Source organism: Bifidobacterium sp. C0047B3 (assembly GCF_056590535.1).
This window is the reverse complement of sequence record NZ_JBWPWH010000001.1, coordinates 510552-524151: the sequence shown is the minus strand read 5'-3', so window position 1 is coordinate 524151 and position 13600 is coordinate 510552. Positions and strand designations below refer to the sequence as shown.

At 38.0% G+C, this 13600-nt stretch carries 10 protein-coding genes and 1 pseudogene; 5 read left to right on the top strand and 6 right to left on the bottom strand.

The features are described from left to right. The first annotated feature begins 182 nt into the window (after nt 1-182). Complete coding sequence (locus AC1EKT_RS01980) at nt 183-866, top strand: DNA alkylation repair protein (protein ID WP_481616912.1); 684 nt, start codon at nt 183-185, stop codon at nt 864-866. A 263-nt stretch (nt 867-1129) separates the two neighbouring features. On the opposite strand, the gene AC1EKT_RS01975 is transcribed toward AC1EKT_RS01980, so the two are convergent. The 4 genes from AC1EKT_RS01975 to AC1EKT_RS01960 form a co-directional block, all read right to left on the bottom strand. After that, on the bottom strand, nt 1130-2782 hold the full coding sequence (locus tag AC1EKT_RS01975; protein WP_050567752.1) for a recombinase family protein: 1653 nt from the start codon (nt 2780-2782) through the stop codon (nt 1130-1132). A gap of 71 nt (nt 2783-2853) precedes the next feature. Continuing rightward, entirely contained in the window at nt 2854-3021 is a 168-nt protein-coding gene (locus AC1EKT_RS01970) for a hypothetical protein (RefSeq protein WP_004121940.1), read from the bottom strand. A gap of 18 nt (nt 3022-3039) precedes the next feature. Next, nucleotides 3040-3987 carry a phage major capsid protein gene (locus AC1EKT_RS01965; protein ID WP_004121942.1) on the bottom strand — a complete coding sequence of 316 codons (948 nt, stop codon included), beginning with the start codon at nt 3985-3987 and terminating at the stop codon, nt 3040-3042. A gap of 418 nt (nt 3988-4405) precedes the next feature. Further along, entirely contained in the window at nt 4406-6730 is a 2325-nt protein-coding gene (locus AC1EKT_RS01960) for a phage/plasmid primase, P4 family (protein ID WP_481615959.1), read from the bottom strand. A gap of 311 nt (nt 6731-7041) precedes the next feature. On the opposite strand from AC1EKT_RS01960, the gene AC1EKT_RS01955 reads away from it, so the two are divergent. Both AC1EKT_RS01955 and AC1EKT_RS01950 read left to right on the top strand, forming a co-directional pair. Beyond that, nucleotides 7042-7254, top strand: coding sequence for a helix-turn-helix domain-containing protein (locus AC1EKT_RS01955; protein WP_004121956.1), 213 nt, complete (start codon nt 7042-7044; stop codon nt 7252-7254). Then, on the top strand, nt 7254-7544 hold the full coding sequence (locus AC1EKT_RS01950; protein WP_004121959.1) for a DUF5960 family protein: 291 nt from the start codon (nt 7254-7256) through the stop codon (nt 7542-7544). Before AC1EKT_RS01955 ends, AC1EKT_RS01950 begins: the two co-directional genes overlap by 1 nt. A 117-nt stretch (nt 7545-7661) precedes the next feature. Here AC1EKT_RS01950 and msr(D) read toward each other — a convergent pair whose 3' ends face one another. Further along, nucleotides 7662-9125 (bottom strand): ABC-F type ribosomal protection protein Msr(D), encoded by a 1464-nt coding sequence (msr(D), locus tag AC1EKT_RS01945; protein ID WP_000420313.1) that lies wholly within the window; start codon nt 9123-9125, stop codon nt 7662-7664. Between the two features lie 119 nt (nt 9126-9244). Then, a complete protein-coding gene (gene mef(A), locus AC1EKT_RS01940) occupies nt 9245-10462 on the bottom strand; it encodes a macrolide efflux MFS transporter Mef(A) (RefSeq protein WP_000417519.1) in 1218 nt (405 codons plus the stop codon). 1116 nt (nt 10463-11578) lie between these two features. Between mef(A) and AC1EKT_RS01935 the strand changes: the two are divergent. Together AC1EKT_RS01935 and AC1EKT_RS01930 are read left to right on the top strand one after the other, a co-directional pair. Continuing rightward, nucleotides 11579-11749: pseudogene (locus tag AC1EKT_RS01935) on the top strand (hypothetical protein); the annotation flags it as partial. Between the two features lie 63 nt (nt 11750-11812). Further along, the gene (locus AC1EKT_RS01930) at nt 11813-13546 is read left to right on the top strand and encodes a type I restriction enzyme endonuclease domain-containing protein (protein ID WP_306467725.1); all 1734 of its coding nucleotides are present in this window, start codon (nt 11813-11815) and stop codon (nt 13544-13546) included. Nucleotides 13547-13600 lie beyond the last annotated feature (54 nt).

Genomic DNA, 13600 nt, shown 5'->3' with positions numbered 1-13600 from the left:
GATTAGCGCGAATGTTAAAAGAGTGTAGATCACTAGAACACTCATTATAAGTAGCATAGAATGTTATGTCTTTTGCAATGAAACTTTCCCTTTTTGTATTTTAAAACTTTGCCTTATGTGTATAGAGATTGTAGAATTTATAAAATACGAGGGCTGGGTGGTTAATTAGAATAGTTTGGAGAATGCGAGAAGTGAATATCAAAGAAGAACTATTTGCATTGCAGGATATTTCATATGCTGATTTTCAAGCGAAATTGACACCAAATATTGCGAGGGATCTGTTTATAGGTGTCCGAGTTCCGGAGGCTAGAAATCTTGCCAAAAGAATTGCAAAGGAGCCAGAAGTATCTAACTTTCTGAAAGATTTACCGCATAAATATTATGATGAAAATATACTTCACGGACTTATTGTGTCTGAAATGAAAGACTATAATGATTGTATCGTGGCAGTCGATGAATTTCTGCCTTATGTAGATAATTGGGCTGTTTGCGATATCATGTCTCCAAAGATTTTCAAAAAGAATAAAACAGCGCTTTTGGAAAAAATAAAAGAATGGTCAGCATCTGGAAAGGCATATACTTGTCGCTTTGGAATTGAGTTGTTAATGTCTTACTTTCTTGATGATGATTTTAAGCCTGAGTATTTGGAAATACCCGTTTCTGTTAATAGTGACGAGTATTACGTTCAGATGATGATTGCATGGTTTTTTGCAACTGCTTTGACAAAGCAATGGGATGTGACTATAAAATACATTGAAAATCATCGATTAGATGCACAAACTCATAATAAGGCGATACAAAAAGCACGCGAAAGTAATCGTGTTACAAAAGATCAAAAAGAGTATTTGAAAACATTGAAACGGTAACAACAAGTTACATTTGTAGTGTATTTTGACAATCTGTAACTTGCGAAATAAACTCGCAGACTAAGGGTTATAGGTCAAAAGGGGCTTAGGGCAATTTTTTAGAAATTCTACGCAATCAAAGCACGATATTCTGTAATTGCATTTTTTGGGGAGAGATGATGAGTGAGACGAATGTAAGGCCAGTGCTTTAGGGGCATTCACTTAGGGATTTAATTCCTAAAAAATTATCGGCGTAATCGGTATTACTACCGGCTACGCCGATTTTACTTATGGAGTGGAATATCAACTGCACCTATGTAATTCCACTGTATCCATATGGTTTGTTTCTTGGTTCTTGTACCTGCTACCTTTTCAGATTTTTCAACATAAATCTTATCTACAAAGGTTCGAATGATCTCTGCATTAAGTTCTTGTATATCTGTGTATTGTCGTACTAATTTCAAGAAAGAATCCACGTTGAGACATTCCTCTTGCGCTTTAGAAATAAAGGCTTCAAGGGATTCAATCTTGCTTTTCAGTTCAGCTTGTTCCTTGTCGTAGGACTCAGACATGCTCTTAAATCGTTCATCAGAAATTTTACCGTCTAAGTTGTCTTCATAGAGATGCTGAACAATTGTGTCAAGTTTGCTAATTCTTGCTTTTGCTTGCTCGAGTTCCCTATTAGAGGACTTTAACTTTTGGGTTAGTTCTTTCTCGCTTTTCTTCATCACAAGTCCCACGAACTCTTCTTCGTGCTGTTTGGCAAATGAAGTAATCATTCGTAGCTCGTGAAGCAGTATTGCTTCGATCTGAATATTTCTAATTTGATGTGATGAGCATTTGCCTTTTTGCTTACGATATGTAGCACAGACAAAGTATTCTTTATCATGGCTCCAACCTTTTCCTCGAACCTGATAAAGCTTGTTACCACAATCCGCACAAAATAGCATTCCCGATAACACCGGCATCTCTCCAAGATTGGTACGCACTCGTCTACCATCTCTTATACGTTGAACAATATCAAAAGTTTCCTGGTCAATAATTGCTTCGTGTGTGTTTTTGAAAATTAGCCAGTCTTCTTTGGGATTCAATAATGTTTTCTTGCACTTGTACGATTTCTTTCTTGTTTTGAAATTGACCGTATGCCCAAGATATTCTTGCTTTTCAAGCATATTAGAGATAGTTTTTTGATTCCAGACTCCCTTAATCTCCGATTTCGCGGAAGGAATTTTAATACCAAGAGAGAAAAAATGCTCAGAAGGTGTTGGAATATTCCTTTTGATTAGCTCATTGGCAATCTGGCTAGGCCCATACCCATTAACGCAGAGTCTAAAGATTTCACGCACTACACTGGCAGCTTCTTCATCTACAATCCAATGATTTTTATCTTCAGGATCCTTAAGATATCCGTAAGGAGGATTGATGCAGAGCGGCTTCCCACTTTGTCCTTTTGCTTTAAACACAGCTTTTATTTTTCTGCTTGTGTCTTTAGCATAAAACTCATTGAAGATGTTGATGAAAGGTGTCATGTCGTTGTCTGACTGATTATTGCTATCTACGCCGTTATTTATTGCAATAAAGCGAATATCAGCGTTAGGGAATACCATCTCTGTATACATACCAACTTGCAGATAATCTCTACCCAAGCGTGACATGTCCTTGACGATAATGGTTCCAATCTTTCCTTCGTCAATGAGAGCAGTTAATTTAAGCCAATCAGGTCGCTGGAAATTAGTACCCGAGTAGCCATCGTCTACAAAGAACATAAGATTGTTGAAATGATTATCCTCGGCATACTTTTTCAGCATGCTCTTTTGATTGATAATGGAATTGCTGTCACCTTGTAATTCATCGTCTTTGGATAAACGGCAGTAAAGTGCCGTTATCTTGCCTACATTATCTAGAGTATAAGAAGGCTGTCTATTTAGTTTATTCATCTGTTTTTCCTCCTTTCCGACAGCCTTCAAGCGGTCAGTATATATTCCCGTATAACTCAGAATTTATCAAGTTATTTAGCTTCTATTACATGGTTTAAATTGCTTAAAATAAGGTGTTTGATTAGGTCTTTGACACCTTTCTGAGCACTCTTGCTTTCAAGAGAGTTAACCGTAAATTCAGTATTTCCGATTCTTAACACTTCGGTTTTTACCGGTGTATCCTTAATTTGTTCATCCATGCATTTTGACCTCCTTGTTTAAGAAAGTTGCAATACTTTAATTGCTTCAGGATGTACCAGTTTCCCATCCAAATACTCAAAAGAGAGGTAACCTATCTGGTCTATAAGAGAAAATATTTCGTTTAGAACCTTGATGGTTGGGTTATGGCGTTCGATAATCCAATAGTTGGAAAAATCACCAAAGGCGATAACTTTTGCTCCCTTTTGCGAAGAAGGCATGGCATTGTCAATGACCACAGGTCTGCCCATTAAGTTGCCATCAAAATCAGGTAGGATGTATGCTCCGGTAGTGTCCTTTAAGGTTTGAAGATAAAGAGCAGTTTCATCATTCATAAGCCACGTGGCATTTTCTCGATACTTACTATCTAGCGAGAAGAATAAATGTTTGATGGTATCTGCGGAAATCTCTTTTGCTTGCACAGCAACCTCAGCACCTGATGTATCTGATAAAATTCCTGTCGGCTTAGTTATCCCATCGCCATTTATAAAAGCTTCCGACTCACTCAATGTAAATTGCTTTGTCAGTTCGCTTGTGATGAACTCTTCGATATCAAAGTCAAGATCAGCTGTAAAATCCGTACCCAAACGAATAAGGTTAACTAGGGTATAATCCGTTACATCAATACGCTTAAAGCCATCTTTAATAGGCATATGCGTAATGATATTCGCATCATAATCTTTCATCCATTTAGTGAACGGTGTACCTTCATAGATGAACAATTTGCTTGATTGCGAGTGTGCTTTTACCACTGTACACAGTTTTCTAAGATTACTTTTGTTTGCAAGTTTTGCTTCGAGTTTTGCTAGAGAAGAAGTCGGCAAATCATAGGCACCTGTATGAATGTGGCGCAGTTTTCCTGCAATATTGTTCGCATTACCATTTGCGTCGCGCAGTACGTTCCAAAACGTGTTGTGGTAGTCCTGACTTGCTAGTTTCATTTCTTTTTCAATATCTCTGTTAATCATAATTGTTAGTTCCTTTCATTACTGTTTTCTGCAATTGCTGCAGTAATTTGCTTGATTTTGCCCATTTACCCTTTTGAATTCGCTGTTTTTGCACGCAAGACCCTGCGCCCGTTCCCGAAGGGGTACTCTTTAGAGATTTGACCCCCCCTAGGGGGTTAGGTTCAGAAAGTAGTATGCGAATAAATTTCCAACAGCACAGTATCTAGGCAGGTTTTCTTTCTTCAATGTTGTCAAAAAGCTGAAATCATTTCAGTATTTTGATTTGTGCATGATAGTATTTCTTCTTCATGTTCAACACAGGTTTGCGATACGAATTACGCAATCATAGGCACCACCTCCTTAAACGTGGCATGATGTGGCAGTTAAATTTCGTTATTGCCTTATAGGGTTATATGGGGATATAGGTTATTAACTGCCACTAGTTGCCACTTAAAAAATCGCTAAACTCACTTTTAAGCCTGTAGCCTTTAAGAAGCGTGGTTTTTTCTCCGCCTGTATTGGGACGCTTTCTTACAACCTCGGCAAATTTTCTTAATTCCTGATTGAAGTTTCTGCTGTTCTCAGAAAAACAGCCGTTATCAATGCACCACTTCTTGTAGTGGTCGTATACAACTGCCGTTCGAATCTCAGAGCTTTGGTCTTTAACGAGTACATCTTCAGCAAACTGTGCCATTTTGTCACTGTCGTGGGCATAACTAAAAATGGCATCAAGAACGCTATTAGGCGGCTTAAAGCCTTCATCTCGGAGGTGGGTAAAGCCTTCAAGAAGCCAGTTTAAAATGGCACTTTGCACCTCTTTTTTAGAAAACTCCGCCTTTAAGGTTTTATCCTGTTCCCACGCTTCAAAATGCCTGTTAAAGGGAATAATCTGCATGCGGTCGCTACTAAACACTGTCATATCGCTGATGACGGGCAGATAATTGGTGTTCACGTACAGTTTGAACTGTGGTTTAAAGTCAAAGCTGTTCTCATGCAGGAATCGAGCGTTTAAGGTATCACTTCCCGTCATGTATTTAACTTGGGCTGAATTAAGGAATAGTCCTCGGCTCGGCTCAGATATATTGGCAAAGCGAACACCGGCAAGGCGTGCTACATCCTCTGTCGGCTGTGAGCTATTAGGGTTCTTCTTTAGAGCAATGGTTTCCGCGCGTACCGCTTTTCCGTAATCGCCCATCACAGACAGAACGCTTTCCATGAGTGTGCCTTTACCGTTTCTTGTGCTTTCTCCAAAAAGAAAGAACATGCACTCATAGCGCGTATCACCGCTTAACGCATAGCCTAATGACTTTTGAAGATACAAGGCTTTTTCACGATCTCCGCTCATAATTTCATCGACAAACTGGCGAAAACGTTCACTTCTTGCCTTCGGGTCATAAAACACAGGTGATACTTTGGTAATAAGATCTGTTGCTAAGTGCTTGCGAAATACACCGTGCTGAAGGTCTAAAGTTCCGTTTTGGCAGTTAAATAGATAAATGTTCTTATCGAACGCTTCCATCGAAATGGGGTAAACGCTTTGAGCTTCCTTGATATAAATCTCACGGTTACGACGGCTGCTCCATTTGTTCCAATACTCAACAAGCATGGAACGGGTTCTCTCGTCTTTAATGGCACTAGCATAACGTATAAGAGAAAGAGCTAAATCCTTGCATAGTTCCATCGTTTTAAGCGTTCCAATATCGCAAGTCCAACGTACACCATCGAAGATGAACCACATCTTGCGCTCCGGTACATAGTGCAGAATGTTTTGGAAAATATCAGCAAACAATCTGCCATTACCTAAATCACCGTTGCGATATCGGATATTTTCATCAGGCTTTAGTTCCTGTAATTTAGATAAGAGATCATCAAAGTCTTCCTCAGCGCTTGCATTATGGAAAGGCTCATAGAAGGTATGACATTTAGAAACAGCTTTCTGAATGGTTGTATTGCCATAAGTATCCGTGCCACGGTGTTCATCCCACTTAGGACGAAATAAAGCAGACTTACGAAAAAGTCGGTCTATTTGCTCCTTGTTGCCACCACAGTAAAAGGCAAGAATAGACACAAGCGCTGCATCCGCTTCGCTATGAGAAGGGTAAGCCGAAATGTCACCATGCCAAAGTGCTATAAATTTAGATCCATTTACGGCGTTACCAGCTTTTTCAATAACAGATGTATCGCTTAAATATGACCTTGCACACACGTTATTTTCTTTTTCATGAGTGTTTATGTTTCGCTTCATGTACGTGTCTAAAAGCCACATGATGGCTTCGTCGTCTTCTAAAAGCTCGCCTTCCTGATACGCATTGCCCGTAACCGTTAGATAGCGATTCGTAGCTAGAGCGCTGTAAACCTCAATATCCCCATGCTTGATGTAATAAGACTTTTTATCGTATGCGCCGTTAAACAGAAGCAGGATATGAAAGCCATGCTTACTTGGGCTGTATTCGATATAAGCGTGCTTGAAATGGGCAATAATCTCTTTTGCCCAGTCTTTAATGATGCCATTATCGATGCAGTGGTCTAAATCGATGCCTAAGAGGTTATCAACAAGCTTTATACCAATTCCGTCGTATTGGTCTTTTACTTTCATGGCATCATCAAGCGAGGTGAAATCGCTTAAGTTGTCTGTAGCTGCTTTCTTTCCCGTTATGGGGTTATAAGGCGGCTTAGTGAGCCTACCGTTTTCTTGCTGCTCGTACTTCCATGAACAAAAGATATTCTTGTTCTTTAGTGCTTTTGGCAGTTTCTCTAGATCCATATTTGATCCTCCTTTTCTAGAAGGCTTATCCCTTCTACATCACAGGCAAAAGAAAAAGCCGACTTTTTAACCTGTCTTAAAAAGTTTTTTTGGTCTTCTACTTGGTAGCCATGAAAGAGGGTGTAATCTGACGGTTTTAGAAAAAATTTTTGACAATAAAAATCTCCTAAGCATTCATTAGGCATTTGCCTTGAATGAATAGCAAAGGAGACTTTTTTAATCTGCTATATTCCGGAGTGGCTAGCTCTTTATATCGTTGATATACTCACAGAATCGTGATAATATTTAACTATTAAAATAAGGAGGGAATTATGGCTGTTAGTTATAAAAAACTATTACATCGCATGATTGAAGAAGATATTTCCAATCAGGACTTAATGAGAATGAGCAATATTTCCGCCAACATTATTACGAAACTACGCACTGGGCAATATATATCACTGGAAAAAGTGGAAGGTATCTGCACAGCTTTACACTGCACGCCCAACGATATTTTGGAATTTATAGCGGAGGATGAAAAGTAATGGCTAATAATCAAAAACTGGAACTTACGTGGCTTGGTAAGGATAAAGAAATCAAAATAGAGCCTAGGATTCTAGTTGAGGATAAAGAAAAATCAAACTGCAAAAATGATCCTAATACAGAAAACATGCTCATACATGGAGATAACCTACTCGCACTAAAAGCGTTAGAAAACAAATATGCAGGTAACCGCGATCACTTCTTCATATTTGAAGTAAGTACCGTAGATGAGAATCCGCTAATCTATCATTATACATATAAGAAAACTACAATATATTTAGCAGAAAAATAGGAGCAGTTCAATTGACTGTTCCTATTTTTAATATTCATAAAATCTAAAGTCTTTATACTCTTTAACAATGGAGTCGCCAACCAGAACAGACTATACTGACCAGCGACTACCTTAAATTTAATGTTTCAGATTTATTTTCTTATCTCTAATTTCATAAACTACATCTGCTACATTTTCGAGTAATCGTTTATCGTGGGTGATAAACACGATAGTTCCGGTGTACTCCTTCATTAGTATTTCCAAAGCCTCTAAACTTGGTATGTCAAGGAAGTTACTGGGTTCATCCATTATTAGGATGTTATATCTACCCATGAGCATTTTAGCAAGCAACAATTTTATAATTTCTCCACCGCTTAAAACAGATAAACTTTTTCCAATATCGTTCTGTTTGAACCCCATAGATGCTAGCACTGAACGAATTTCTGATATATTGTAGTCACAATCCTTCTGCATAAACTCCATAACATTCTGATTACTGTTGTACTTGTAACCATTCTGTGCAAAGTAACCTATTTTTGCCTTAGGCGAAATAGAAATTCCTTCTTCATGGTTTAAGATCATTTGGATTAAAGTTGTTTTTCCGATTCCATTACCACCAGTTAACGCCACTTTTGCTCCTAACGGAATTTGAAAAGATGCATTTTCAAACAGAGCCTTATCCCCAAATACTTTATTAATTTCTGCACCGACTATAGGGTATGGATTATGGAGCTCCAATGCTTTACTTTGCCTGAAACGAATTCTGCGAATGCCTTCCGGAGCTTCTACTTTTCCTAAGGCCGCAATCCTGTGCTCTAGGGTTTTAGCAGCATTATACATCTTTTTTTCCTTACTTCCTATTGATTTTTGATGAGCTAAACGCCCTCCGTCTTCAGTACTTTTTTTCTTTGAAGAACCTTTTGCCTTCTGTTCTATTTTACGAGCCTGTTTTCGCTTTTCCTCCGCAGCCCTTTCCAATCGGGCACGTTCCGCAATAAATTGTTCGTATTCTGCAGCTTGGCTCTTACGTTCTTCCTCTTTCTGACGAAGATAATCAGAATAGTTTCCCCAATACTCAGTGATTTTGCCATCTTTCAGTTCCCATATTTTATCTACTATTTCATCAAGAAAATAGCGGTCATGGCTAATAACTAACAGTGCACCTGTAAAATATTTTAGCTGTCCTATTAGAAAATCAATTCCTTCACGGTCTAAATGGCTCGTAGGTTCATCCGCTAAAATACCATGAACCTGTGCCGATAAGGCCTGTGCTATTTTAAGCCTTGTTTCTTCACCACCGCTCATAGTCTGTATATTTAATTGCTCAACACCTAGCTTGCCTACAAGTGCAAAATCTTTTTCCTCCTGCAGAGTTACTTCGTCCAACTGGGGAATATAGGCAAGTTCACCCAGACGATTCATTTTACATCCTGGGGGAGTTAATTCTCCTAAAAGTACCCTGAGTAAAGTGCTTTTTCCAGCACCATTTGCTCCTACTAAACCAATACGGTCATAATCATATACTTCTAATTCATTTATATCTAAAACATCGCGTCCTTTGAATTCCACACGAATGTCTTTTGCTTTTAATATTAATTCCATAACATTTCCTCCTGTCTATAATCGCATGCTTTCATTTGCTTGTATGCAGGGAAAACCCTGCGATTTTAGCAGGAAGAGTTACATGAAAATAAGATACATAAATATTCCTCCAATATTGTTTATTTTAAATCTAATTTTCTAACCTCAGTTATCATTTGGCAAACTATAGCAATGCCAATAATTAAAATACCTGATAGTAAAAACCAATGATTTACACCGATTTTATCAGCAAAGAATCCAGAAAGAATTAACCCAATTGGCATAGCAAGTGACATGATACTTCCGATCAAAGAAAATACACGTCCTAAATATTCAGGCTTAATTTTCTCCTGAAAAAGAGCTGTTTGCACACCGCTATAAAATGGCACCGAAAGCCCCATTATTGCACAGCAAACTACGAATATTACAAATCCATTTGGAGGAAGTATTCCCGAAACGGCTAAACTGGTCCCCATTATAAAAAATGAACTTGTTATTAGTAATACATGCTTTTCGAAGCCCCCTAATCTTCCTAATAATAAGCCTCCTGCTAGCATCCCAAATGCAAAGGAAATTTCCGTAATAGAAATATGCACAGGCGTTCCATTAAAGTGTTCCATGCTTATTAAAGGAAATAGTGCATTGATTGGCATATAAACAAAAGTATATAGTGTTCCTAAGAGTAATAAGGCAAACAATCCTTTGTTTTGTCTCAGAACCACAACTCCTTCTTTCATCTCCCTTATGAAATTTGGTTCTAAACTTTGCACTTGATTACCCAGCTTAGGTATACGTACAATTGCTACCGTAATAGATGCAATCACAGCACCCAATACGTCGATGGCAATAATAGCATTTAAATCCCAAACGGAGTATAAGAGTGCTGCAACTGCCGGACTAACAATATAGCTTATAGACTGCAAAGACTGACTATAGCCTGCGCATTTCGTTAGCTGTTCTTCTGGTACTAAAAGTGGTGTAACCGCATTGAGTGCTGGGGTATGAAAAGCTGTTCCAATGCTACGGATAAACAATACTATCATAATCATCCAGACAGGTAGCTCCATACAGAATGCAACAATAGCAAGCACTGCACCAGCTGCTGCGATAATTAAATCGGCACCAATCATTATCTTCTTCCTATCATGACGATCCACTAGCACACCAATGGCAGGTCCCAAAATCGCATAGGGTAAAAAACCTACTAATGAAGCCATAGACAAGACCATCGCAGATCCTGTTTTTTCTGTAAGGTAAAAAATAATCGCCATTTGCAGGATGGCACTAGTGATTAATGATACTGCTTGCCCTGCCCATATTGCATAAAATTTTCGTTTCCAATTGTTGTATTTTTCCATTTATATTATCTCCTGCATATTATTTTGCTTGAATTTCTATTTTGAATAGCATTCTAGGCAATAAAAAATGCAGGCCAAACCCCACAATGTGGCTTTTGGTCTGCATACATACAATTTGGAAACATTCATATTAAAGACATAGTTAAATAAAGGTATAGTTAAATAACCAATATCCTCACCGTAACTAATGAATGCTCAATATCGTATAAATAAGCACAACAAAAAAGCCTATCATCGGGTATAGATTCTGCTTTTTTTATTGCCAGCTTATCTTAAACGCATTGAGGCTGTCATAGTTTCGGTTCCTCCTACATCTTTGTTTATATCAATTTATAGTATAACACAACAAGATGATATGTTCAATATAAAAGTTATGGAATGAGACTCATACTTCCAATTCGATGCCAGATTTAAAGGATATGACGAAGTTTTCTTCATAGACTGTAACGCTCTGGATTATCTTCCTTAGTAGCAAGCGATTAGCTTTCACAAAATCTTCTGTTTGTAGTTTTAAAAATTCATCAGGATTTTCTAACTCAACCTCAAAATATTTCATTTTACATTCCCTCATTTCATTTATTGATAAATTGAGTTTGCAAAAAAGAGTGGACAATTTTTGTCTACTCTTAACCTTTAAAATAGTTTTTTTTTTAATCGATTTGAAGTTGCCTAAATTATTACTTATTCGGTAAAATGAAGTATTGCTTTCAACAGATTTCCTTCAACTACACTTCACTTGATTCAAACAAGGTGGGTACATTTCTATTCCCACAAACTCCTTGTCAATGGAAACAAACACGTACCCACAGGGTAAATGGAAATAGAAACTGATAATTTCTAGCTATCACTTCTACTCATTCCAAAAATTTTCTCACTCTGATACTTACCCACCATAAAGCAAAAAGCCTTGCAATCAAGGCTTTCATTATCCCTTTCGTTCAAAGGTTTCTAAGCTTTTACGAGCAGAGCGACACACTCAGCGGTTCGCTATCTCCGTTCTGTCTGCGTGCTAGCACTTGTCAATCACGGACAGCTATCGCATGGGCGGAAGTAAATGCTAATCTTCGTCGTTTTACTCCTTGACTAGCAAACTTACCGCCTCAACATGCTACGTTTGTAGGTTTCACAGGAACTCCTATTGCCGAAACATATCAGACCTTTGGTCAGGAAATTGATAGATACACTATGGATCAGGCGGTCGCAGATGGACTAACTGTTTCTATTAAGTATCATCCTCGTATTGCCAAGGTGTTACTTGATAAGACCAAAGCTAAAGAAATTGAAAATTACTATAAAAAGTGTGCCGATGATGGTGCAACGTATGATGATATTGAAGCCAGTAAACGTGCAATGAGTTCTATGGAAGTTATCCTTGGCGAGCCTTCTCGCTTGGAGAGGCTTGCTATAGATATTCATGACCATTATATTTCATCTTGTGATAGTGACCCAGATAGAATTCAGAAAGCAATGATTGTCTGCTCTAGCAGAAAAATTGCATATTCACTTCTTTTGAAATTCAAGGATAAATATCCGGAATGGTTTGAAGAAAAGAAAACTCCTGACGGAGTTACTGCAACAGATGAAGAACTTAAAGAATTAAAGCCTATGCCATTTATGGCTATGGTATCGAGTGTTGGAAGTAATGATGAAGCTGAGATGTATAACTATCTTGGTGGAGTTAAAAATGATAAACGTTGCGAAGAACTGGATGCAGCCTTTAAACAGGAAAAGTCTAATTTCCATATTGTTATCGTAGTTGATATGTGGATTACGGGATTTGATGTTCCGTCACTTACATATTTATATAACGATAAGCCTTTGAAGAAGCACTTGCTGATTCAAACTATCAGTCGTGTAAACAGAAAATATCCCGGCAAAGAATATGGTATGGTTATCGACTATATTGGCATTCGCGATAATATGCGTGAGGCCATGAAGGTTTACGGTGGTGATACATCAGTTGCTCCCACATCGGATGACGTTGAGCAGGCTACCTCTGCATTCAGGGAGGAGATTGAAATACTTAAAGCACTGTTTACAGATTATGACTTAGCTCCATTCCTTAATACGAAATGTGACCCTGTTGAAAGATATAAATTACTTTCCAAAGCGGCTGAGTATGTCTTTACATCAGCACAGGTCTTGCAGACAGAAGGAAACGGAAAAACTAATCAGGTCTCATTTAAGACATATTTCTTAAAGTCTGTTAAGAGAATGAGAAGTGCTTTTGATATTTGCCAACCTTCTGGAAATCTGGGCGAAGAAGAATCTGCGCTTGCACAGTGCTTTATGGCTATAGCAGGCTTCGTTCGTAAAATGAGTGGAACCAGCGATGTTGATGCTGAAACTATGAATCTTGTGGTATCAAAGATGGTTGAAGAGGCATTAAAATACAATAAGGTAGAAAGTGTTCTTGAAAGTGGCGAGGAAGAAGATATCTTCTCTCCTGAATACTTTGAAAAATTATCAGATGTAGAAATGCCTGCTACAAAGTTAGAATTACTTATCAAAATGCTCCGTAAGCAAATAAAGGAATATGGCAGGGTTAACCAATTAGCAGCGAAATCTTTCCAAGAAATGATTGAAAAGACTATTGATGAGTACCATGAAAGACGTAAGCACCTTACTGCTGAAGAAGCCGGGGCAACACAGGAAGCTGCCTCAGAAGATATTATTAAGGCTGCAACTGAACAAGCTTTAGTGATACTTCGTCAGATGAACGAAAATCGTGAGAGTTTCCGTAAAATAGGATTAACCTTTGAAGAAAAGGCATTCTATGATATTTTGATTGCTCTTCGTGACCAGTATAAGTTTGAATATGGCATTGACAAAGAAGTTAACGGTGTTGTGATAAACGATAAATGCAAGACACTTGCTAAAAAAGTTAAGGAAATAATAGATACCGAGTCTTCATTTGTGGACTGGCTCAACAATCAGAATGTGCGTAATCAGTTAAAATTGAAGATAAAGATTTGTTTGGTTAAGAACGGCTATCCGCCACAGTATAGTCCTGAAGTGTTCACAAAGGTGATGGAGCAGGTAGAAAATTTTGAGGAGCATTCTGAAACAACTTCAGAAAGTTAGATTATTCCTTTTCCTTATTGCTTCTATGTGAAGAACTATGATGTTTGCTGAGAA

What these genes read in the sequence shown, in the direction of transcription:
- AC1EKT_RS01970 (WP_004121940.1), bottom strand. Translation starts at nt 3,021, where the DNA reads ATGGATGAACAAATTAAGGATACACCGGTAAAAACCGAAGTGTTAAGA.
- AC1EKT_RS01960 (WP_481615959.1), bottom strand. Translation starts at nt 6,730, where the DNA reads ATGGATCTAGAGAAACTGCCAAAAGCACTAAAGAACAAGAATATCTTT.
- AC1EKT_RS01955 (WP_004121956.1), top strand. Translation starts at nt 7,042, where the DNA reads ATGGCTGTTAGTTATAAAAAACTATTACATCGCATGATTGAAGAAGAT.
- AC1EKT_RS01975 (WP_050567752.1), bottom strand. Translation starts at nt 2,782, where the DNA reads ATGAATAAACTAAATAGACAGCCTTCTTATACTCTAGATAATGTAGGC.
- AC1EKT_RS01965 (WP_004121942.1), bottom strand. Translation starts at nt 3,987, where the DNA reads ATGATTAACAGAGATATTGAAAAAGAAATGAAACTAGCAAGTCAGGAC.
- AC1EKT_RS01930 (WP_306467725.1), top strand. Translation starts at nt 11,813, where the DNA reads ATGAGTTCTATGGAAGTTATCCTTGGCGAGCCTTCTCGCTTGGAGAGG.
- AC1EKT_RS01980 (WP_481616912.1), top strand. Translation starts at nt 183, where the DNA reads ATGCGAGAAGTGAATATCAAAGAAGAACTATTTGCATTGCAGGATATT.
- AC1EKT_RS01950 (WP_004121959.1), top strand. Translation starts at nt 7,254, where the DNA reads ATGGCTAATAATCAAAAACTGGAACTTACGTGGCTTGGTAAGGATAAA.